At 52.2% G+C, this 22,291-nt stretch carries 18 protein-coding genes; 5 read left to right on the forward strand and 13 right to left on the reverse strand.

Annotated elements, in window-relative coordinates:
- Nucleotides 1–610, reverse strand: a 610-nt coding sequence (locus C453_RS00935) for a DUF5694 domain-containing protein (protein ID WP_008322095.1), incomplete at its 3' end; no start/stop codon positions are given.
- A gap of 1,449 nt (nt 611–2,059) precedes the next feature.
- On the opposite strand from C453_RS00935, the gene C453_RS00940 reads away from it, so the two are divergent.
- From C453_RS00940 to C453_RS19775, 3 genes are all read left to right on the forward strand, one after another.
- Complete coding sequence (locus C453_RS00940) at nt 2,060–3,316, forward strand: Cdc6/Cdc18 family protein (RefSeq protein WP_008322096.1); 1,257 nt, start codon at nt 2,060–2,062, stop codon at nt 3,314–3,316.
- Between the two features lie 1,121 nt (nt 3,317–4,437).
- On the forward strand, nt 4,438–4,914 hold the full coding sequence (locus tag C453_RS00945; protein ID WP_049907367.1) for a hypothetical protein: 477 nt from the start codon (nt 4,438–4,440) through the stop codon (nt 4,912–4,914).
- A gap of 65 nt (nt 4,915–4,979) precedes the next feature.
- A complete protein-coding gene (locus C453_RS19775; RefSeq protein WP_152417967.1) occupies nt 4,980–5,891 on the forward strand; it encodes a hypothetical protein in 912 nt (303 codons plus the stop codon).
- 362 nt (nt 5,892–6,253) lie between these two features.
- Here the strand turns inward: C453_RS19775 and C453_RS00950 are convergent, their stop codons facing one another.
- From C453_RS00950 to C453_RS00965, 4 genes are all read right to left on the reverse strand, one after another.
- A complete protein-coding gene (locus C453_RS00950; RefSeq protein ID WP_049907369.1) occupies nt 6,254–7,357 on the reverse strand; it encodes a hypothetical protein in 1,104 nt (367 codons plus the stop codon).
- A complete protein-coding gene (locus C453_RS19780) occupies nt 7,357–7,746 on the reverse strand; it encodes a hypothetical protein (RefSeq protein ID WP_152417968.1) in 390 nt (129 codons plus the stop codon). Before C453_RS19780 ends, C453_RS00950 begins: the two co-directional genes overlap by 1 nt.
- 349 nt (nt 7,747–8,095) lie before the next feature.
- Nucleotides 8,096–8,668: a hypothetical protein gene (locus C453_RS00960; RefSeq protein ID WP_049907371.1), complete on the reverse strand. Its 573-nt coding sequence runs from the start codon at nt 8,666–8,668 to the stop codon at nt 8,096–8,098.
- A gap of 159 nt (nt 8,669–8,827) precedes the next feature.
- Nucleotides 8,828–9,100, reverse strand: a complete 273-nt coding sequence (locus C453_RS00965; protein ID WP_049907372.1) for a hypothetical protein — start codon at nt 9,098–9,100, stop codon at nt 8,828–8,830.
- A 168-nt stretch (nt 9,101–9,268) separates the two neighbouring features.
- On the opposite strand from C453_RS00965, the gene C453_RS00970 reads away from it, so the two are divergent.
- Both C453_RS00970 and C453_RS19785 read left to right on the forward strand, forming a co-directional pair.
- Entirely contained in the window at nt 9,269–9,832 is a 564-nt protein-coding gene (locus C453_RS00970) for a hypothetical protein (protein ID WP_008322101.1), read from the forward strand.
- A gap of 11 nt (nt 9,833–9,843) precedes the next feature.
- On the forward strand, nt 9,844–10,458 hold the full coding sequence (locus C453_RS19785; protein ID WP_152417969.1) for a hypothetical protein: 615 nt from the start codon (nt 9,844–9,846) through the stop codon (nt 10,456–10,458).
- A gap of 254 nt (nt 10,459–10,712) precedes the next feature.
- Here the strand turns inward: C453_RS19785 and C453_RS00975 are convergent, their stop codons facing one another.
- From C453_RS00975 to C453_RS19795, 8 genes are all read right to left on the reverse strand, one after another.
- The gene (locus C453_RS00975; RefSeq protein ID WP_049907374.1) at nt 10,713–12,095 is read right to left on the reverse strand and encodes an ATP-binding protein; all 1,383 of its coding nucleotides are present in this window, start codon (nt 12,093–12,095) and stop codon (nt 10,713–10,715) included.
- A gap of 478 nt (nt 12,096–12,573) precedes the next feature.
- Entirely contained in the window at nt 12,574–13,008 is a 435-nt protein-coding gene (locus tag C453_RS00980) for a hypothetical protein (RefSeq protein ID WP_008322103.1), read from the reverse strand.
- Between the two features lie 8 nt (nt 13,009–13,016).
- Nucleotides 13,017–13,550, reverse strand: coding sequence for a DUF7342 family protein (locus C453_RS00985; RefSeq protein ID WP_008322104.1), 534 nt, complete (start codon nt 13,548–13,550; stop codon nt 13,017–13,019).
- A 278-nt stretch (nt 13,551–13,828) separates the two neighbouring features.
- On the reverse strand, nt 13,829–14,812 hold the full coding sequence (locus tag C453_RS00990) for an LAGLIDADG family homing endonuclease (RefSeq protein ID WP_152417970.1): 984 nt from the start codon (nt 14,810–14,812) through the stop codon (nt 13,829–13,831).
- 340 nt (nt 14,813–15,152) lie between these two features.
- The gene (locus C453_RS01000; RefSeq protein WP_008322107.1) at nt 15,153–18,587 is read right to left on the reverse strand and encodes a UvrD-helicase domain-containing protein; all 3,435 of its coding nucleotides are present in this window, start codon (nt 18,585–18,587) and stop codon (nt 15,153–15,155) included.
- Nucleotides 18,580–20,256, reverse strand: coding sequence for a PD-(D/E)XK nuclease family protein (locus C453_RS20110; protein ID WP_160163377.1), 1,677 nt, complete (start codon nt 20,254–20,256; stop codon nt 18,580–18,582). Before C453_RS20110 ends, C453_RS01000 begins: the two co-directional genes overlap by 8 nt.
- 648 nt (nt 20,257–20,904) lie before the next feature.
- Complete coding sequence (locus C453_RS19790) at nt 20,905–21,576, reverse strand: hypothetical protein (protein ID WP_152417971.1); 672 nt, start codon at nt 21,574–21,576, stop codon at nt 20,905–20,907.
- Nucleotides 21,577–21,836: 260 nt separating this feature from the next.
- Nucleotides 21,837–22,070, reverse strand: a complete 234-nt coding sequence (locus C453_RS19795) for a hypothetical protein (RefSeq protein WP_160163378.1) — start codon at nt 22,068–22,070, stop codon at nt 21,837–21,839.
- Nucleotides 22,071–22,291: the final 221 nt, after the last annotated feature.

Here is a 22,291-nt window from a genome sequence, read left to right on the forward strand (position 1 = left end):
GATTCCGGTCGAACCACGTCGCGAGCATCTTCGGTCCGGCGAAGTTGTCGTCTACACCGAATGGAATGAGCTGTTCAAACATCCCCTCGTGATTGAACCGAATTTCCTCTTCTTGATTTAGCCACTGGTGATAATCTATGAGCGTCGACTCGGCCAATCGATCAGTCCGTTCTTTCTCAACGGCTTCGGGGTCGCGGACGGTTGGTGCAGTCTTTTGTTCAGGTCTGAAACCCTGCTCTTCGAGTTCCTCTGCTTCATCGTTGGCTAGCAACATTGGGTAATCGACTGGATGAACGCGATTGAGGTCCAATGAATCAGCGAGTCGGAACCCGATTTGGACGACTTCGCTCCTGCATTCTGTGTCCGACTCGTCACGGTACGGGTGTGGTGGGTCGATAGTTTCCACTTCTGAATACGAACGGTCTCCCGACTGGTACTCTCTATACAACGAGTTTACGTCGTCGCTCCGGTCGTATGGACGCTCAACTGCGACTTTGGTCGGGTTCCACTGTGTAAGCCTGTCGGTGAGGTCGGACAGTTCTAACTGACGCTGGTCCGAGAGGACGTCATCAGCCTCGACGTTTGCTTCGTCCAACCCTGGATTGTCCATGTGATATGTTCCAAGTAGAAGGATAGGTACCTGTTCTTCTGTACAGTCTGGCCACGGTTCCAGAGTGTCGGCTACCATTGAACTCTGCTTTTCGTTCAGGTGATGTAAACTCTATCAGTAAATTGGATGATTGACACGCTCTCAACCCTTACACCACAGAAAGCCACCCAGCTTCTGTCAGATGCGGCGTGACACAGACAGAGGGTGAGTTCAGCACAGCACCAGCGCTATTGTCTCGAACGGATACTTGACAATGAAAAACACTATGCTAAACGTCACTCATTTTTGATTATGCCTACAACTGGGTTCGTTTTCTGGATACCCATTGCGTTCGTCCTTATCGTCGTTGCTTCGTTTGTTGGGACAATACTCGCTCTGCAAGTCTATCATGGTGATAGAACGGTCAACCTCTCTTTCTCAGATTTTATTAAGAGATTCAGTAACGATAGGAGATAATAACACACTCTACGAGGGATTTGGGGCTTCGTGTGTATCTCTCTGTTATCTCTTGTAAGAGGCCATCGCCTGACCGACTCGCGCTCTGTATTCAGCACGGCCTTGACAAACTATCAGCTACTGAGGATTTCAACAGAGCCTCGCCGAGATGAACTCCTCGAAAATCGTGAGCTTGGACTTTGCCCCGATTTTCGGGCAGCATCTCACTGTCAACAACCCCGGGTCAGGTGACCCGTGGAATCCTGCCTCGAATCTTTGAACACTAGCTCTTCGACCTGCTCGTTCCTAATCTATGAACGACACCTGTTGAAATCATTGATACTGAGGTAGGGGGATTCGTGAAGAAGATGATCTCCCACGTAGGATTACCTGAGGGACGTCGTCCTCACTGAAAATGTCAAGCGTCGCTTCAAGCTTAGGTTTAATCAACAGGGAGACACACCCCTCGTTTTCACTGTATAGGTTTGAATAACTGGTCGTCTGTTCCACTGGAAACAATAGTTTTTGCTCTTTAATATATTAAATATCTGTTGGTGTATGTAATATTTACATGGGGAGGGATAGAAGAAGAACCGCCACGTCATGTGATTTTTCAGTGAAAATGGGGTGCCTCACTGACTCCAATGGCGTCTCATTTATAAGTAGATAGGTTCCTCGTTTTTCCGTGAGGTGAGAGGTGTGATTGTTTCAGTGAAAATGAGGTGTCTGTGACTCCACACCTAATCACCAAAATAGTTCGGAAATAGTCTGAAGGCACTCTTATCAAAGCTTTCAGTGAAAACGAGGTGTGCCTGTCCCCCTCGTGATAGACACTAAACCACCACAACCCAGGCAGAGTCACCCGAATACAGTGAAAATCAGGGGGCTTTCGTAGGTGTGCCATGAGACGTAACCTGTCCTAAAAGGCGCTTAAGACACTTAATTCTCCATATTCAGTGAAAACGAGGTAGGATAAGATTTATGACCCATCGGTGAAAGGTTCGCGACAGGTTGATGAACGACCCGATACCAACGCCCGACATCGAAGATTTCGACTCAGATCCACTGAGTCAACGGAACGAGGACATTTTCGCGCGGCGTGAACTCCTGCGTGTCGGTCACGTTCCTGAGAGCGGGCGTATCGTCGGGCGTGACCAAGAGATCTCTGCTGTCGAAGATCTCCTTCGGCCTGCAGCCTTCGGCGAACCGCCGAAGAACGCTATTGTCTACGGGAAGACTGGAACTGGCAAGTCACTCGTCTCGAAGCACGTTACTGGTCGTGCCCGTGCCATTGCGACTCGAAACAACGCCAAATTCGGTGCGGCATACGTCGATTGTGATCAGTGTGACACCCAAACACGAGTTGCCCGGAGTCTCGCCCAGCAGGTGCAACAGCAATCCTCGAAGAACATTTCTGTCCCTGACATCGGGATTGGAGCCTCAGAGTACTTCAAGTACCTCTGGAGTATGCTCGAGGAGTTGGACGTGTTTATCGCCATCGTCGACGAGATTGACAAACTTGGAGATGACGAGGTTCTATTCAAATTGTCACGTGCCGAAGAGTCTGGGAAGACCTCCTGTTACGTCGGGGTGCTCGCAATCTCGAACAAGATCGAGTACTACGAACGACTGAATGAACGTGTCAAATCTAGTCTCCAGGAAGCAGAGCTCGTGTTCCATCCCTATGATGCGAACCAACTCATCTCGATTCTTGAGAATCGACGTGACGCGTTCAAACCGAACGTGTTGCAGTCGGGGGTGATTCCGCGTGTGGCTGCACTCGCAGCACGTGAACACGGTGACGCCCGTAAGGCAATCGAGATCCTGTACTCTGCCGGCGAGTTGGCGGCGAAGAACGGCGACGCACAGGTCACAGAGGAACACGTCGATGCCGCCCAGGACTACGCCGATGTTTCTCGGTTTCAGGAGTTGATTCGGGGGTCGACGCCTCATTCAAAGTACGCTTTGTTCGCACTCGCGTATCTAACGAAGATTCGGATTGGCGATGCGTTCTCCACTGGCGAAATCTATCGGGTCTACGAGCAGGTCTGTGACTCCGAAGGGGCCGATGCACTCTCTCGCCAGCGGGTGCTTGAGTTGCTGAAAGAATGGGCCTTCAGCGACATCACTGAAAACAAGTACACCGGCGGTGGGAAGGGCCAAGGCAGTTATCGTGAACACACTCTATTGCGGGAGGCCGATATGGTGATTGAAACGGTCTTTGAGCAGGCTAGTACGAAACGTGACATCTTGGCTGAGCTGCAGGAGTAGGGTGGGCGTGACCGCCTGCAATCGAGCAATACTCAACCGTCTTGGTGTGGTCTATGCTACACCGATCAAACTGAGCCACACGCTTTGTGATTCTGTCGCCTGACGCTCCATGTGGTTCAACGGAGTTGGGGCGATGGCACGTCCCGTGCGGTGCAAGCAGATACCCAAGCACACCACGTCACTTCGGTGGCCTGACGCATGCGCGCACAAATCAGTGTACCACTTCGGCGGGAATGTCGCTTCCGATGACGCAGGAACGCCCTGCTGTCCTACGGAAGGAATTCAACGACTGAAGTCGTGGGTGGATGTCAATTTTAGCTCGTCGTACCCATCTCGAGATCGTTTCGGTGTGATGTCTTGTCAGTAGACGCTGACGAGTTCGTCGAGGCACATCTGTGACCACTTGTAGCGATGCTCTCTGGGTTCCTCGTGTAACGCTGCCTCCTCAACCTCCAAACCCTGGGGAGTCAGACTGCTGATTCACGACTGCTCACCGAGGAGTAACCCACTCACTCTGTGATGGGGTGATTCTGAATATGGGATTTTCGTTGGCTTCTGATTATGTGACAACCATATTTACTATTGGCTTATGCGGGAGTGGTTCTAACACAACGCCAATTAGTAAAATCAGTCCACCAAGAGGCCAAATAGTTGTATATCGTATGTCGCAATACAGAATCTGGTTCGGTGCCGGACACAAGTTCGGAGGGTACGGTACCACAAATCGATTATTAGGTGACACTATTCACGATGGTATTGAGTTTAGGAGACAGTCCAGAGGAATAGTGGCAGACTCCACATGAATTCGGCGACGTTAGTTCGACAACGAAACCAAAGTCAGACCAGTAATTCCCAGGTGGTCCAATATAATCATCCCTACACTGACCAGCAGAAAAGGGAGACGGGCGATTAGCTTTTGTTCATTTTTGTCTCTCCCCGTTGTAGTACAGCTGAGTCGTTTTATTGAGACATTGTCGGGAGGTAGCGTGCTACGGCAGTGGGGGTGATGAGAGGCATATACTGTTGCTCACCGGGGCATTTCATCGAATTATACTACAACAGTATATGTGGAATTAGTATATGTTGGAAAGGTATATGTTGGGGTGTGAGAAAGCACGAGTGTGACCGAGCGAGAATCAATCAACTTACGCGTCGAATCGGGGTTGCGTGACCAGGTGGTGGAGTTAGCGGAGAAAGTCGAAGGCAATTCTCGCCCGTCTGACCTGAGTAAGACGGCACAACGGCTGATCCGTGTGGGACTAGCACTCCGAAAGTCAGGGATCGAACCGGAATTTGAAGGGCCGTTTGGGCTGATCAAGCGGCCGTTCGCCACCATCAAATTCGGTGGCGAGACAGTTACCTTCGGCACGCAATTGACTGCTAATGTCATCGAAGAACTGACCGTTTCATTCACCGAAAAGAAACATACTGCCGCTCGCGAGGCCTTGCGGCTCGGTATTATTGCTGTCTATCTGAACGATCTCGACATCACTGGTCCACTTGGTGGCCCTCGGCCCTTTTCCAATGTAAACCTGAGTGAGCACTTCGACGACGAGTACGGGCGTGAGGCACTTGAGGAGTTCCGTAAATATGTGTGACTGCAGTTATCGCAACACAACAAAGGAGGAACCGAGTGATCAGATATACTATTCAATAGAAGCTCATGAGTAATACCGAAACAACACAGGCTTGTCTCGAATTAATAGACGATCACGGATTCAATGCAGCTGTTCCGCTGTATTTTCATCGGTGGGGTGGTACACCATCCGAATGGTTCTCGAAGCAAGTTACCCTATATGCTACTGCACATCCAGATCTTGACCCCGAGTACATCTCGGTTATCGAGTCGGAGGTCGATGACCTGCAGCTTAGAACCGCAGAGATGGATACGCTGAGCGACTTGTTCCAGTCCCGTGGTTACTTTTCGAGGATCCAAAGTCGTACAGCAGATGTGTTGGACACTGCTGACGATCCCATTCGGTGGGCACTTTGGTGGATTGCTCAACAGTTTCTCGATTTTCAAGACCACGGTGGTACACTTCGATATTTCACCGACAGTGATGCCTGGTTGGCAGTGCATCGTAACACTGTTTCCCTCAATGTCGACACCGCTTTCGAGAATCCTCCGAATCAGACTGAACTCAAAGCCCGACTCGCCGAAGCAGGCGTAATTTGGTCTCGTCTTGATTCGAGAGCGTACCCTAATACGCCAAGATACCGAATCACCTCACCGATCGCCCGGGCTATACTCGGTCACATCGATCTAGGAGATGTACCCGCAGTGTCGAAAGCAAAGAACGCCGAATACCGGGAGCGGATACAGGAACTCACCGCCCAAGAACTTCAGGCGGGGTTGTCCCTCTGGAAGCGTGAAGAACCAGAATCACTGTCTGATGACATTATGGACCTCATCCGTGACGGTGCTCTTATGCGGCAGTATTCACCCGCTCGAAAGAGGACTGGAAAACGGTCTCGGAAACCTTCCCGAACCGAACTTGTCGTACCTTATCAGGTGCGAGAGCGGCTATCGAGGGGAGCATATACTAACGAAGCAAGCAATGCTCTTGGAAGATGATTACGCTGCTCTGGCTGTCAATATTCCCTCGTCAACTGGCGATCAACTAGTCGACGACCCGAAAGGCCTGTCTCGCATCAAAACTGCCCAAAAATCATCAGAGAAGTATTATTTAATTTTTTGACAACCGTTGTTGTGTAGGCCGAGTCACGAGATTCATCGGAAATGGAACTCATGTATCGGAGTCAACAAGACAGTATCAGCAGAGGTTAGTCGCCTAGTTAATACCTAAAAAGAGTATGATAATAACACCCGGATTTCAGATGGACAAGTGTGTCGCTTGTTCACGTGTTGTTCAAATATGAGTTAATTCTTGGCTCCAGTTATCAGACTTGAATGGGATTCCACAGCACTGGTACCACTCACAAGTCCTCCTCTGGGGTAGTCACATCCACTACGGATGCAGGTGGAAACAGTCGCTCCCCGTACGTTGCAAAAGCTCGTTCCAACTCAAGTTCGAAGGCAGTTGGTGGTGCCTCGTAGGTTCCTTCGAGCACTCGAATCACATCACCGGGTGGGACTGATGGGTCACGCTCAACGCGCTCGTAGTCTGCCAGCGCAGTTGAGTAGGTAAGACCGTGTTCATCGATCCTTTGCAGCGCAACATCAGCTGGAAGCGTGTCTTCGCGGACGACGTCAAGACTGACGTGCGCATCTACGTCGTGGGTGTACTCGGCACGACGAACCGCTTCTGCGAATCGTGCTTCGACATCGTCGTTGTTCTCCTGCAAGCCTAAGTATAGGAGCGATAACGCATCTTGAACGGCTGACCGCACTGCGTAACCATCGTCGTCGTCACGAGCGAATACACTTCGGAGGGCTTTGTCTGGGAGGTGTGTTGCGAGTACTTGCAAATCGAGCAGTGCTTGCTCAAGCCGAACTGTGATATCATCGAATGACTCAACAACCAATGATGGGTGTGTCAGCTGGACGCGCTCTTTGGGAGTAAGGATGCTTCGCGGCCGGTCATCTGGCTCGGGTTGCACGAGATCAATATTTGTGTCGCTTCCGAACTGTACCCATGGGTCTGGTTTCACCGCGTAGACCACGAAGTACGCGGTGTTTCCCTCGCTGGAAGTGTCGAGAGCAATGTAATCCCCTTCACTGACAACCATTTCTGAGACGGGAGTTGGGTCACTACCGAGTGCTTCTCCGACGACGCGGGCCTCCTCATTGAGTGGATTGAGTGTAACGGCCCCAGCAGTAGGTAAGTCGACCAGAGTAAGTGTGACAGTGTGTCCATCATTCACGTTGGCATTTAGGCTGGCGATGCCGCTCACAACTGCAGTGTCTTCCGGTGTCGTTCCTGGGGTCTTCCGAACAATTGTCGGGGTGCGTCCCTCAATTCGAAGCACTTCCGTCCCTGTCACTCCGAGTTCAGCGGCGGTGCTGCCTGGGAGTGTGATCGTACTTCCACCAGTGTCGTACTTGTCCACTTGAACTTCGACTTCGGTACTGAGAGACATCACAGCCACTCTCCATTGTCTTGAGTAGTCGGGTCAGCTGGTCGAGTACTTCCAGCAGCGGTGTGCCGCATATTCGACATGAGCCGTTGTGCGAGTCGTCGCGTCTCCCACTGCTCGTTGACGTCGTTGCGCTCAACTTCGACTTCGAGAACACCCCAGTCGGTAGACTGTAGTATCACAGCGTACTCTCGGTATGGCTTCGGCGCTGCAGTTTGTTCGTTCAGCCACTGTTGAGTCTGCGGTTCACGGAAGAAGAACTCACTTCGTCGACACCCGTCAACCGCACGGTCGCTCAGTTCGACGTCACACCACGCGGTGAAGTACTCTGTTGATGGTTCTTGTCCGTGGAACGCATCCCGAAGCAACACCTCGTGGTGATCGTCTACCATCTCAGACGTGACTCTTTCCCCTAACGTGAGTCGCGCTCCAGTTTGGACACGGCCTTGAAATTGCTGCGGGTCCGAAGAGAGTGTATACTTGTCAAGCTCGTGTGCCTCAGAGACCGCTCTCACCTCGCCGCCTTCGACGCACCGAACCGTCGACCCTTGCACTGGGCCAAGATACTCGAAATCGTCTGGAACAAGCCCTGTCGACGGGAGGAATCCCGATAAGCTGTTGTCTTGTGGTATTTTCTCGCCGCGCAGTTGCGTGAACGGGAGGAACAAAGTGATACTTGCGCCGGTCGTGAGGAACGTACGTCGGTTCATTCGGTGTTAAGTATGGTGATCTCCACGGGGGTCAGCACACGCGGAAGTGATTCAGCTTCATATTTTTTGGAGGGAACGCAATACTGGGGCATTCGCTATCCGTCGTGAGGCTGAACTTGGTTCCAGAATCCTGTTCGAGGAGTCGAATATCGTTCGGGTGGCAGTCCGTTGTTCGCTGCACGATTTCGTTGTCGTAGTGATTGAATACACGCATATGCGAGTCGCGCTCGGGATACATCTCGACACTGAGTTTCACAACTCCGACCGGCGTAGAACGAATCCGTATTACCGGCCAGTCTGCAGTTATGGTGACATCACCATCCACGGTCATCAACCGTTCCCCGTTCTCTTGTTGGTCCACGTGACGAGGTCCGCCGCTCAACTCATAGTTCAACACACGTGCTGGGAGAGAATCCTGGCGCACTGCATCGTACAAAGTACCCACAGCATGGTCGTACTCCTCAACTTCACCTGCGGGAAAGTAGTAGGTAGCTTCCACAACCATCGGATTGAACAACCGGTCTGTTGCGTGATACCGCATCCGTGAAACCAAGACGTGACTCAACGCATTCCGGTCGTCGTATTCCAATTTATCGTCAGTCACTGGAGTGACTCGGTTCGACTGGTAGATCGGGCGCGAGAGTTCGTGACCAGACGCAGGTTTCGGGACGAAGTCACTGAGCCGCGTCACACTTCTCTCCTCTCCGGGAACCTTTGGGTGCATCTTGGCCCACAACCACTTTCTAAGTCCAATTTGTTGCCACTACTCATCGTTCTCGTCGATGGACGTGAGGACGACCTGAACGAGTTCGCCTTCTTTGAGGTCAAGCTTCTCTACCTCGGCTTTCGGGATGTTAATTCGGTGGTTCTGCTGTACTTTCGCAGCGAAAATCGCGTTTCGCGTGAACAGTCGTTCGGCAATGATCCGGCCTTGATTTTGCAGGTCTCCAAGTTCACTGGAGGCGAACTTCTTCACAATCTGGCCAAGCATCTCATCCGGGACGACGTCGAGTAGACCTCCTGAACTGTTGCTCATACTACTCAATTTGCGCCATAGTATATAAAAGAAACCAATTTAGCACATATTGTGGCTTATTTCGGGGGAAGAGATTTATTCGAGCCCCGGATATTGGTAAGTACCGAACTGGTCACAACTGTATCTCAACGAGAAACCAACTTACCCACAATCAAGATCTACGAAAGAATGACAACGAAGTCAATACCAACGAAGTATCGCAAGAGTGAGGGGCAGTACGTCTTCCATACTACAGAGACGGAGAACATTGATTCTATACTTGATAAGGGGGTCGACCCCATGTACGAGACAGGCCCCGACACCACTGCCGCCGCAGATGTCCTTAGCCATTTAGCACCAAACGAGCCGTTCCCGTTTGATCGAACTACAGTCGCATATTGTCACACGGATTCAGAATACGTGGGTTGGCTCATTGAACAACAGCAACAAGACCACGGTTTTATCTCGGACAATTCATATGCAGTCATTGATGTGACAAAGATTGACGCGCCGAAATACATCAGCGATATGAAAATTGTATCTGACCTGATCGATTACAAGTATGGCGGTTCAAACGTCATGTTATGCTTTGATACAGCGAGAGAAGCGCTTGCAGCCTACCGTGAAAGTATACAACCAGTTGACTCTCCTTCTGATATCGAAACATACGACTCCGGTATTAAAGACAGTCATCCAGAACTGATCGTGAGCGGTATAATCCCACCAGAGGCGATTGTTGATGTACTGGATTGAAGACTCAAAATATGAGTAGTGACTCCGAGGTTGACAAACTCATTGACGTACAGTTAGACCGGTACTCACACAAAAGTCAACACTTCATCTCATACCCTGACGGCTCCGATTTTGATAGAAGCAAAGACGGGATACACATCAGTGTGGCGGATGAAGTGGAGTCTGAATTAAAAGAGCTCATTTGTTTGGATGAGATTACTGTCGTTCTGCGAATAAGGGTGTCAGAAACACACTCATACCTTGTCGGTGATATCGAAAAATTGAAATGTATAAGGATAAAGACCGATGTCTCCTCACTTGACAATCTTAGCTCAATAGTAGATGGCTTACAACAGTTGGACACTCTTCTTGTTGGTGATGAATTAACTACTTCACTCAACATAAGTAGAAGTAGAAAGAGCAGAGCTCCCGAAAGAATCAGCGAGCCAGAACCACCGCAAATACCAGCAGAAGATGGTAAAATGAACCTATATTATGTCAATACCGGTAGCGGTGATTGCTATCACACAAATCTTAGCTGTCAGGGTCTCAATGCCAGACTTGGAGACATTAGTACATTCACGCGAAACAAGGACGGCACGTTCCCTGACGAGGTCCCGAATCTTCGTAAGTGCTCAAAATGCTGAGATACTCAGCTCAAGTTCGTACAACATGAATAACATATGGGTTTGCCCCGACTAGTTCCGGTATCACATCCCCGAATAACCGCTGGTATTCGAACTTGAGACCCCACTGTTTCCGGAGAAATCGCATCTGAAAAAGTGTCGGCTTCGCCCGCGCGCTAAAGCACGATGGCGTCGTCCTTGATTTTGCGTGACCAAGGTTGCACCATATGTTGTACACCAATTCTATCAAACCCCGATGATTTCAACGGGGATACTTACGCGCCATTTTCGAATAGTGCCATGACATCCGATGGAGTGAATAGATGTAAGTCGTCACGTTCTGCTGCACTATCCTCGAGTCCGTCAGTAAAGCCGGACCGTGAGAAAAGTGCATATTCGACGTCTCGGTCGGAGCCCTGCCAGCGGACCTCCGGTTCAGTCGCTTCAACCGCGTCTAAGAGCGAGCGACCAACGGGGCTGTTCGTCCACTTACATTCTCCGAGGAGAAGCGTGTTAGTTTGTGGGTTCAACCCAACGACGTCGGTCTCTTCTTCACCGTACCACCAACGACCTACCCGAGAACAAGAGACGGGGAATGAGGACGTGCAGACAGCCTGTCGACAGACTTCCTCAAAGGCGAAACTCGTGTGCGTCGGGAGTGACTCAGCGATCGAGTCGCGCACTGGTTCGGTTCGGCCTTGTTCAAGAGTACCTCGATTCGGGGAGACGTATCGGAACCAAAATCTGACAAATTGGTCAGTCAGCTTGTAGACACCGCGCCCGTCGGGGTCAGTGACTGGTGTTTCGCGCTCAACCAGGGCCAACTGAGTGAGGTTCTGGAGATATCGAGAAATCCCGCTGGCTTTCTTATCGATACTGTTCGCGATATCCGTCACGCGGGTTGCTCCATTGGCAATCGCCTCGAGGATCGCCATGTATGTCGTGGGCTCTCGGAGTTCCTGCCGGAGGAGGAACTCGGGTTCTTCGTAAAGAAACTCCCCTTTTGAGAGAATATGTCGTTCAATGTTCGTGAACAGACCATCGTGATCATCGAATTTCTCTAAGTACGCAGGCACACCACCCAGAACGCTATACGCCTGAATGATCGTCTCCGCATCGTACTGGGGGAAAAACTTCGCCACATTGCCGGCGGAAAGTGGTTCAAGTCGCCACTGACCGGTTCGGCGACCATACAGAGGGCTCTCGTAGCTCAAAACGCCCTCCTCCATCATCGAAATCGACGAGCCCAAAAGTACGATCGAGATATCTGTATCGGCCAACAATTCATCAACGACGGTCTGAAAGACTGACGGGATCGCCTCATCAGATTCTACGAGGTAAGAAAATTCGTCTAGTGCAACGACAAATGAATCATCAACCCGTCCCTTGAGATACCTAAACGCATCCAGAAAGCTGTCCACATCAGGGGGTACATCATCGAAGTGGTCCGCACACTGCCGTGCAAATTGCATTGCGTTGTGTGCTGGTCCCCGTTGGTCACAAAGGTAATAGAGAGTATCTTGGTTAATCGATTCAAGTGCAGTCGTCACGAGCGTTGTTTTCCCCACTCGACGACGACCATATACGACCAGAAGTTGGCGATCATCCCGTGTGAGATGCGAAGTCAGCCACTCCAATTCGCTTTCTCTGTTAATCATTATGCAGTAGATTATATTATCTTGTGCATAAGATTTGTGGTGAGGCAATCGGTCAATGCATCACTAAGTGGAAGTCGATCAGAATACACGTTAAAAGGGATACATCAGAATTTGGGGATTCTAAGAGAACCACACATATATTTCTATCACCAGTCAATTGTATCAAACTCTCGTGAAAAGTGGGGGGTGAGAGTCAATTTGTATTTTACTATTGGTTGGGTAATTTTCCTGAGAAGAAACTGATGAAGTGACATAGATTACTTCTCGACGTCTTTGAATAGGTATCTAACCCCCCGTTCCGAACGCCACTTTGTAATAAAGATATTGCAACCCCCCGTTCCGAGCGCTCGTTAGTATATAAAGAACGGCAAATTAGAGAGGGGGGTCTCGTTCCGAACGCTCGACTTCAAATCGGGGACCCATTTGTGAACTCAAAGTGATAGTTGCAGTTTTCGTCGATGGTAAGGTTGGTAAGTGTCTAATCTCTCCAGAGTTCTCTGATTCGCTCTTCGATCTCGTCGAGGACAAGTCGTAGAACGTCGCGATGGTCGGTCGACCACGAAGCGTCATTGCCGGGTGTCGGAGCAGTTGGCGGTGGATGAAAATGATCTCGCGTATTGTGGGGATTCGGATGACGGTCCCACCGGCACTCCCAAGCATCCTTCGGATGCACCTCCCGGTAGTGAATTTTGAAGTCGTCGTTCGTGTACCAGCGAACAGCCAGCGTCGCCTCCTCGACGGAGTCTGGATAGTACGATGGTGTGAGTGTCACACGAAGTTCGAGATGGCCGCCCGCGTCGGTGATGAGTGCTGTTGCGACCTGACCCGTTGCTTGTAGACGTGTCTGTAGGAACTCGAGTATCGGGCGATCGATAGGTGCGGGGCTTCCGCCGTCACCTGTGGGCGGCACCATCGATGTGGCTACCCGGATACCTGTTCGGTCTCAGTGCTCGCGCGTTGCTGACGGGCACGTTCGTAGCGTGTTCGCTCGTCCCGAGCGGTCGCCCAGTCGCCGAGGTCACCGTACACGTCATCGATCGTCCGGTCGTCGCTCGATTCTGCAGTGGCGACGGCGTCGACGGCCGCTGGCGTCGGAGCACCATACGTGTCCTCGTACTCCTCGATCCGCGAGCTCAGTTCCCGAACGCGCTGTTGGAGGTCTTCGACGGAGTGGTCGGCCGCGAGCTGGTTGATTCGCCGCCACTCGAAGTAGGCGTCGTTGCGCTCGTACGTGGCCGGATGGCCGTCGTGGCGCGTGACGATACCGAGCTCACTGAACCAGCCCAGATATTTCCGAGCAGTTTTCGGGTCACAGTCGGAGACGTTGGCGATGGCGCTCGCTGTTGTCGGCTCACGAGTCTGGAGAATTGTCCCGTAGATGCGTTGCTCAACGTCGTCGCCACGAAACGCATCCTCGAAGGAGGGCGGGCCATCCGGTGACTCGCTGTTGGGCATACTTGTTCTTGCGTGGCACAGGATATAGTTCTTGTTTTGAGGAATAGTTTCCTGAATTTGTGTGGAACGGAATCCACCAGCGGACCACAATCTTAACCAACAAACGTTATTCTCTTGTGCTGTTCGTTGGTTAATCACTTACACCTACATCACCACGCTTGCAGGTGGTAACTTTCACACGAGGCTTTTGAGGGGAGTCTGCATCTACACCGATCCACAGAAAGCATTCTTGGATGCCGAAACAAAGTCTGAAAATCAAATTCTTCATTCAACGCTCACTAACACAACGTCAACTGTCGAACGTCATGAGCACAGAAGCCATCGACAATGTACGTTTGCGCAGGGTCGGTCGCAAGCGACGTAACCTCACGCTCGCCAAGCGACTCCACTCTGTGCACCTTTGCAGTCCCTCTCCAACTGTGGTCTAAGTAATTCCGAACCTTTCGGTGGACCTGTGGACGGATCTCAGTTAGAACTTGCAGTCGAGATCCAATACCTCGAACCCGTATTCCCTCTGGCTCAGCAGCAAAGTCATATCCAAGCATATCGAGAGCCTGTTTGAGAATCTCACGTTGCTCGAGCTTCTTTTGGCAAAACCGAACAGTTTGCCCATCGAACGACCCATCAGTATCGAACATCCCAGCAAGCCACCCACGACAGTAGTCTGGGTTGTCAATCGACGACTCGTCAATGGGATACGATAGTCGAATCTCGTCGACTTCGGCGCCTTTTGTTGTCCGGACTTCGAACAGATCTGTTGTAGTCTTCTTTTTCAGCTTGAGCCCATATTCTGGCGGCGCGTACGAGTGAACTGTTTTAACGATGACTTCATCCTGACACCGAATCGTGCCGTGGTTCGTGGTTTCATTCGTGAATAAACACCCATCACCAGCAAATGCACCGTGGACGTAGCCAAATCGATATGCTTGGTTCTCCATATACAGTCCCGGTTGAGCGACAAACCGAATCCCATGACCTGTCTTGAATCGACTAGCTTCACGGTGTCCATGATGCCGTGGGAACAACTGCTGGCTCGCACCAACGACAACCGAACCACAATCAGTGTGAACACGAACAGCCTCTGTTTTCTGTGTCGAGACCGACGAGATAGTACTTGCTCGAAGTTTTGACTGCCGAAACGGTTCAGTGTCTTCAAGCCGCTCAAACGAAGCAACTTCATCACCAACTTCGAGTTCTGAAATCGGTTCCCAGGTAAGATCTGCAGTGAGGACGAGGTTCTCAGGAGACTGTGGGCCACTCATCACGTACCTCCGTCACGAACCGAACAGCGAGACAATTCGAGGTTGAGTCCGAATAGCCCGATTTCTTCAAATCCAAGTTCTCGCCACCGACCCTCTTCAAGTATGTACTCAGTTCGTTGTGTTGTCGATGACTCGTCGGTTGTATACGTCACTCGGTGCTGATCACCGGTCTGCCCGGTGTATTCGATACTGAGCGTTTTGATCGAAGGTAGAACTTCCGGCTTCGATAGTTGGTCTTCTTCCATAGTTGTGTGAGAAGCCTAACTCAGAGCCAGCGAAGGCTGAGAAGTAGGCCTACCTCACCAATCAGCGAAAACAAATGCTCCACAGAGAGCAATTCTCATCGAAGTGTTCGTAGGTGCTCAAGAACCATCTGAGGATTGACTTCGCTACACGAGCCAGCAGGCTCGATGCCAATTCTCGTGACGCCAGATTCGACGACACCGGAAACCTGCTGTGAAAGAATCCATCCGTACGTTTCTGCTTGGACACTGTATCGGGCGCTCGTCTCTTCGGTTGGGGGCTGCAAACTGACTTTGAGGTCATCCACGTGCCACGTCCCGTCGGTTGCCTTCGAGACAAAGTCTGCGTGGCTCTGAATCTCGACGTCGACACCGTCGACACGGGAGACCGTATCCAGTGACTCTTCGACGTACACCTCCGGTGCCTCCTGAAGACGCTGCCACAATTCAGACTCAGCGAACTGAGGGCACAACACCCCTGCGACGTACGAGCGTAGTTGCTGTCGTTCATCACTGTTCACGCCCACTGCTTCCTTCCGAATTGTCGTCTCAAGTATCTCAACAAGCGGTCCACTACACGTCTGCAGGGTACTGGTGGGCACACTGCGGCGGACGGCTTCAGTGAGAACGCCATGAGTGACATCGCCCACGACTTCAGGACCCAACGACTCAAACGTAAGTGGGATCTGTTCAGAAACTCCGTCGCGAGCCGTCTGAAGTGCTCGATCAAGCAGGTAATCAACGATATGTTCGGATGCATCAATCGCAAGCGGGTACAGGGTACTGGGGTTCACAAAGCGCGGATTCCACGTCGAGAGTGTACGCTCCTGTGCCGTCGCCACGAACAATTCGTTCGATGTAGACGTGTCTGGTCCAGTATCGGTACTGATGCGGCGTTCACCTCGATGGACAGCAACGCTCACTGATTCCCCACTAGGCGACGAAACGTCGTAGGTCGCGCGACGACTGTCGTCGAATGAAAGCGTTTCACGCAATGTATCGACCCACCGGTCCCGTGGCTCTGGGGACTTCCGATTAGTGGGAAGTGGAATAACCAAATGGTCGCGAGCACGGGTGAGCGCTACGTACAGGAGGCGCCATTGTTCGGCACGATAGTCGGCGGCGGCACGCGCCAACGACGACGGACCACAAAGCGCGCCGTCAGCCCAGCGCTCGGTCGCCCAGCGGAGTCCAGCGTCGCGCTCGTCGCTCCCGCTCGATGCGTCGTATAGCGCGAAGTCAAGCCCACAGAAGGCTTCGAGATCTTTCACGTCTGTGTTCGCAGGTGGAGCAAGCCCGAGATGGGCTCCTCGAGCGACCAACACGTCACTGTATGGTCCAAATCGGCTCATATCCCCACTAATGTCTGCCAATACGACGACGTCTGATTCTCGTCCCTTCATCTGGTGGATAGTCTTGAACTGTACATCGTGCGACTCGACTTGCCCACCTGGCAGGCTCGACCCTCTTTTCGGGTGGTCGCAGTAGTGGTCAAGCGCCGCTGCGAGTCGCGAGAGTGGGTACTCAGTAGCTGACTCCCATTGGGCAACTGTTTCACAGAGTGCATCGAGTGCCGCCACACGGCGCGCGCTGTCGTCGCTAAACCCGTATGGGTCAGCCCACAACGAAAGCGCAGAAAGAACGGTTTCGACAACAGCAGTCCCGGGCATCGCCTGGAGGCGTTGCCATTGTTGTTCGAGTTCACACAATCCTTGGAGGAGCGACGTCGTCGGCTCGCTGTGTCGCCCATTCTCGAACGCAGCCTCCATCGACCACGTTCCCTCAAGACGCATGAACGCCTCAATAAGACCATGTTCACCAAGGGGTGGCTTCAACACGAGTTCCCGTACCCGCTCGGAGTCCATTGGGTCGACAAGCCACTGGCAAACAGCTTTGACGACGTCGATGAGTGGATAGTCGAATAACCATTCGCTGGAGTTCGATACAGAGAGCCCTACAGACGCAAACGCTCGCTCGTACAGTCCCATGTAGGTTCGACGTGGGAACAACACAGTCACAGAGTCAGAACCGAAGGTCCCGTCAGCAAGTCGAGCTGCAACACACTGTGCAAGCGCATCTGCCTCACCAACGCCAGTCGGTGGGGAAACCCACTGTCTTGTCCCCGGTGGGGATTGTGGCTCGAACGCGGCTACATGCACACCGGTTTTGGGGCCAGACTCACGAGCAGCAACAAGGCGCGGATACTCATGGGCGTTAGTTCTACTACCACCACGAGTTGAGTCCTGGAATACTGGTTCGAATATCGTGTTGATGGCCCCAGCAATGGCGGTCGATGAACGATACGTTCGGGCCGCAGTCTCGACGACGTGTGTTTCCCACTCGATTCCGAAGTAGTCACCCTCGCGAGCAGCTTGCTCGAACAGTTGAGGGTGTGCATTACGCCACGTGTAGATGCACTGTTTGGTGTCACCGACGACGAGTACACGTGTGTCTTCATCGATTAGATGACTGAGAGCGTCGTGCTGGACGACCGAAACGTCCTGTGCCTCATCAACGATAACAGTCGATAGCGATTCAGTGTATCGGGCACGCAACCGCTCAGAAAAGACACTCTTCTCGTCACGGTCGAAGAAGTTGGCAACCCAGTGAGCCGCATCAAGATGTGAAACAACGCCGAGTTCACGCCCGGTCTTGTCGTACGCATCGCGATACACACCAAGGAGCGAGCAGAGTTTCTCTACTACATCACGCCACGATTCAAACAGTGTGTTGTCGGCCTTAACCACCGACACCCGGTCGTCAGGGGAGTATCTCTTCGCTGTTTCGAGTGCGGAATCTGTATCGACAAATCGGCGAATGTCAGTGATGATATCCGCGAATTCAGAAGGTGGGCCATCAGGATACGCATCGTCTATCGTCTCGACGAGGGATTGCTGAAATTCCTCAATAGAGAGTCGTCGCTCGCGGCAAGCACGAAATGCGGCCGTCAACAACCCATCCAAATCGAGTTTGTACCTGCCACAAGGGTACGCCTCCGATAGCGATGCATACGTTTCGGCGACTGAGTCGTCACTTCGGACGCGTTCGAGACACCTCGAATGAACATCGGTCAGTAAAGAATCGTCCCCTACGGCAGGCGACTCACTGAAGCCAACTTCGGGAGCGATTGTCCCGAACACAGTCCGGAGAATGCTATCGATTGTTCCGAGCGTATCTGTTTCTCGGAGTCGCCGCGTGAGCACCTCTGCATCTGATTCGGAAAGCTCAACACGACATTCGGGGTCCGCTGCAAAGGACTTCAGCGCCTTGGATATACCGGGGATGATTGCAGCGGCGTCGTCACGAGCAAACGACGCAATACAGAGGGTCTGTTCAGGGGCCCGAACGCCGTCGTCCCACGACCGAGCAAGTGCTTCGGCAGCAACTTGCTCTGTAACCGTCGACTTCCCTGCACCCGGGTTGCAATCGAGGATAAACAGTCCCGACTCGTTTGCAAAAAACGAATCGCGAAGGCGTGCTTGTGCACCCTTCAACGACGGGACATCACGATCCTTCAGTTGCTGTTTAGACACCTGTAGAACCCTCCACAATGTGGCGAATCGACGGCGGGAGCAGACACTCCTGGCTGAGGAGGTTTTGGGTTTCTTCGTGACCAATCTGAATCGGGTCAAGCGCCGAAAGATACGGCGAACGCTCGTACCTCGCACCCTCGAGGTCGGTCTCGAACCGAGTACATACGAGGAGTTCTGTTGCTGTCGTGACCGCATCGTCGAAGTGGTCGCGTTCACGCTCGCTCATCCACGATTCTTGAATTCCCAACGTCTGTGCGTCGGGTGTGTCACCGGCGACGACCACATCGCGAAGCGGCGCCGGGAAGACACCATCGGTCGGTTGTGGCCATTCACCGTCGACAAGCCCCATCGCGATCACGTATGGAGCCTTCCGAAGCCACGTATCAGTCGCATCGAGGACGTCGATAGCAGACGCATTGGCGTGTTCGCGGCGACCCGGTCGGACAGTCGCAATCGCATCGGCGAGTTCGACGAGCGATCCCCACGACGCCGATGTGTGCTCACGAGCGACCCATTCGCGATACTTGGTTGCGAGTTCGTCGACGAGCGTTTCAGTGCGTGTGAGCGCTCGTGCCGTCCGCGCGATCTCCGAGAATGCTTTTGAATCATGTACAGGGGCATCAGTGAGAACTGTTTCACGGTGTGAATCAAGGAGTGGGAGCAGCACATCTCGGACTTCATCAGCAGACGGCGATTCAGGACACTGACGCGCCCATTCGACCAATTGTGTGAGTTGTGGGAAGGATGAATCACCAAGCGTTTCGGTCCATGCAGTAAGCGATTGTGGTGGTTCGTCCGCAAACTCTCGCCGTGCTCCAGTCACTGCATCGTACGAGATGGGCGAAGTCTCAGCATCTTTCGGCGACGTCCACCCGAACAAGAGAGGTTCACACAAAGTCTGTGCATCAACACTCTCGGCATCAAGGAGTCGGACAGTCGAGATGAGAAGTTTGTACGGGAGCGTCTGTGTTAACGGCAACTGTGTCCACACGGACAACTCGTGACCGTAGATGTCCGCTGCGTGAGAAAGTGGCCGTTCATACGTGTCTGCGTCGCGAGCGACGACAATGATGTCGCTCGGAGAAGTGCCCTCATCAAGTAGCCCTGCGACAAGCGCCATTGCAATGCGAGTTTCTTCACGTCGCGTCGAGGCCGTGAGTTCGGCAACGGGTACTGTTGGGGGAGAAGTGGTGGTTTGCCCGTGCTGTTCGATGCGAACGGGGAGGTCCAGCGGATCAAGCCGCGATTCGAGTCGGCGAGTGAGTAGCGGACCAGTCCCCGAGCGGAGATACAGATGGATGTCTACGGGGGTAGTCGCCGCAATAGTGGCGACGAAGTCCAAAAGCGGCGACTCGATCATACTCATCCCGGCAAGGTGAACTCGTTCGATTGTCGGGAATACGTCGGTCCAGAGGCTTGCACCGATGTCGGAGAGTGCACGCGTGGCCTCTCTCACAAGAGCACTTTCGGAGAGTGCGCGGTCGGTGTGTGATTCGAGGTGGTTGGAGAGTGCTTGGAGACCCGAAACGAGATCGTCTACGTCCTTGTTCGCCGGGAACGGGAGTCGAGAGGCAAGGCGTGAGAGTGCATCATCGCGTGACTCGGCGCCGCCGGTCATCGTCTGAAGTTCTTTGCGTGCCGCCTCGATTGCCTCGGCGTGATTCGTCAAGTTGGACCCGAAGACAACCCTCAGTGAGCCAAAGCCACTCAGATTTGTTCGCAAGAGGTCTTCGGATAGTCGAAGCCGATCGACCCTGTCGAGTGCTTCAGTTTCGTAGCCAGCGGCAGCCGACAGTTGCCGCGCCACATCGACCGGTTGTGTGAGAAACAAACTGCTACGGGGCTGGTTGCGTTTCGCCAGACGATGTTTCAAGTTTCGACGATGGAGTTGCCCAGTCGTCAACACGAGGTCCGAAGGGGACGAAGAACGGTGTGCGTAGGATAACAAACGGCTTTCATCGCCGATGTGGACGTGAATAGCCGCTTCTGAAGCAGGCGGGTGGTCGGAACGTGAGAGTTGGTCGACCATCGGTAGATAGCCTTCACTTCGATGGGTGCTAGGTTAAATAGCAGCCACATTCTGAAAGTGAAGACAGTCTGTTGGAAAGAATCAAATAGAGAGTCCGAAGTGTTGCATCCCAAATGGGTTAGGTGAATTTAGACAAACCCGACTCTGTTGTAAATATTCAATAAATGACAGGTTGTGGAGGCCGTGCTGAATACAGAGCGCAAGTCGGTCACTGGTCAGCCGTCATCTGGATGCAAACCTGTTCGCCAGACTCAGTGCGAGGGTCTTGCAGGACAGTCAGCGCAAAGATTAGTCGTTTTGGTACCAACCCTTCCTACAGAGAACAGGGAGAATCGCTGTATAGTCCCGTTCAGGGAACTCCATCGTCACCTCCATCGTTCGGGGGGTGGCCTTGACGAGAGTATCGAACGAAACAGCCGGTGATGAGAGGAGTGTTCCATCCCGTGAGTAGTGGTGCATATGAGAGACGATTGGGCCAATTTCTCTATCTCGGTTGAACTCGGACTCGACCGGTTTCTCACCTGATGTTTCCGTCAGTTCGTCCAGTTTGACGATACCCATCCCGACACTAACACCAGTCTTGAGTAACGATTGTTCTTGAAGCGTTGTTTTAACGTACCTTGAGGCATGCTCAGTGGCTCTGAGCGTTCCCCACTCACCGAACGGAGTAGTGTCTGAACCATGGTCGTACCGAACCCGAACTTTGTCCTCGGTTTCTAAATACTCGTATTCGCGTTCAGGCTGTACGGATAGTTCGACAGGAGAGCCACCGCCGAGGCGACTGATAGGTTCAACCTTCGGGGTTCCAGTTTCGGTTGTCGTTGTCGAGGAGCGCGGTGTTTGAGAGGTTTCGACAGTGGTCTCGGTCTGTTGAGATACCGGTTCTGAATCCGATATGCACCCGCCAAGTGCGAGTGTGAGGGCACTTCCTGTGATGGAAAGGAGGGAACGCCGATTCATACGATTGAACAAATGTCGCTCAATAAATGCTTTCTGTCGACCAAACCGCTCCGTTCTACTTGCTGTCTCGGTCTGTCGGCGCATTCACCAACTCGAAAGCAAACCAAACGAGATTGCTGTGCTGAACTCACCCTCTAAGTGTTGCACGCCGATTCTGACAGTCGTCGGGGAGGTTTCTATGGGCGTGCTGAACTCAGCGCACGAGTCGGTCACTCGACTCTCCCGGTCTCGGTGTTAATTATCGAAGTGATACTTGGTTTTCATTCCAGTGAAAAACTAACTTTTGGACCATCAGTGATATTCACGAGAATTCTCACTGAGTCAGACTTCGTATCCGGCCCAAGTTCAGCTTGAAACAGTTCTGTCGTGGAATTTTTTTGTAGATAAACCTTGGCAGTGAGTTTTTCACTCCTAGTTCGGTCGAGAGTTTCTTCATAACTAAATGATTCCTGAGCTTCCCACCCGTTTCCATCACTACCCAACACTTCGCTCATGTACTGATCAAGAACGACTAGATCACCCTGAAAATATTCGCTTGTCTCATTACTAACTAGTACCTGTAGGCTCATCTCAGTTGACGTATTCCGCCTCTCTGGAGCGGTACTTTGCTCAGTCTGAGAATTAAGACACCCCGGCAAACCGATTAGAACACTTGACAAGATTTGTAATACCCTTCTCTTTGAGATTTGCATTGTAGTTGAGACTTTATCACCTG

The organism is Haloferax elongans ATCC BAA-1513 (assembly GCF_000336755.1).
Lineage (GTDB): Archaea > Halobacteriota > Halobacteria > Halobacteriales > Haloferacaceae > Haloferax > Haloferax elongans.